The 1,180-nt window shown below is 71.3% G+C and carries 1 protein-coding gene; it reads right to left on the bottom strand.

Annotation, left to right across the window (positions count from 1 at the left end):
• Window positions 1-1,180 (bottom strand): alpha-mannosidase (locus AOK15_RS41220; RefSeq protein WP_276206260.1); only part of this gene is annotated, 1,180 nt, incomplete at both ends.

The raw sequence follows: 1,180 nt of genomic DNA, 5'->3' as shown, positions 1-1,180 counted from the left end.
GGGTGTAGCGGTTCCTGTAGTGCTTGTCTACGTCCCAGGCGTCCCAGTAGTTGGGGAGGTCGGTGTGCAGGCGGAGCAGGTTGCCCTGGTCGCCGAGGACCTCGCGGCCGGCGACCAGGTCGAGCACGGAGGCCAGGGTGCCGTCCTCGGCGACCACCACCCGGACCAGGCCGTTGTCGAGGGTGAGGCCGTCGACGGTGACGGGGTGCGGGGGCTCGGCGGCGGCGAGGGGCGCGCTGCCGTTCGCGGGGACCTCCACGTACACGGGGGCGCCCTCGGAGGTGCGGACGACCTCGGCCCGGTCCCGCGGGCCGGTGTTGAAGACCCGCGCGTCCCCGGCGCCGAGCGCCGTGACCGCCTCCGCGGTCAGCTCCTCCAGCTCCTTGGCGACCCGCGCGTACTCCGCCTCGGCCTCGCGGTGCACCCAGGCGATCGAGGAGCCGGGCAGGATGTCGTGGAACTGGTGGAGGAGGACCGTCTTCCACAGGCGGTCGAGCTTCTCGTACGGGTAGGCGTAGCCGGGCGCGTGGAGCGCGGCCGTCGTGGCCCACAGTTCGGCCTCGCGGAGCTTGTGCTCGCTGCGGCGGTTGCCCTGCTTGGTGCGGGCCTGCGAGGTGTAGGTGGCGCGGTGGAGTTCGAGGTACAGCTCGCCGTGCCAGACGGGGGCGTCCTCGTACTCGGCGCGGGCCTTGGCGAAGAACTCGTCGGGGTGTTCGACGACGACCTTCGGTGAGCCCTCCAGGTCGGCGAGGCGCCGGGCGCGCTCCATGATCTCGCGGGTGGGGCCGCCACCGCCGTCGCCCCAGCCGAAGGGGGCGAGGGAGCGGGTGCCGGCGCCCTTCTCCTGGTAGTTGCGGACGGCGCGGTCCATCTCCTCGCCGCTGAAGCGGGCGTTGTAGGTGTCGATGGGCGGGAAGTGGGTGAAGATGCGGGTGCCGTCGATGCCCTCCCACCAGAAGGTGTGGTGGGGGAACCTGTTGGTCTGGTTCCAGGAGATCTTCTGGGTGAGGAACCACTCGTTGCCGGCGAGCTTGGCGAGCTGCGGGTAGGCGGCGTTGTAGCCGAAGGAGTCCGGCAGCCAGACGCCCTTGGTCTCGATGCCGAAGTTCTCGATGAAGAACCGCTTGCCGTGGACGAACTGGCGGGCGACGGCCTCGCCGCCCGGCAGATTGCCGTCGGC

The organism is Streptomyces ossamyceticus (assembly GCF_001418475.1).
Lineage (GTDB): Bacteria > Actinomycetota > Actinomycetes > Streptomycetales > Streptomycetaceae > Streptomyces > Streptomyces ossamyceticus.
The sequence above is the reverse complement of the archived record's forward strand: the minus strand, read 5'-3'. Positions and strand labels throughout refer to the sequence as shown.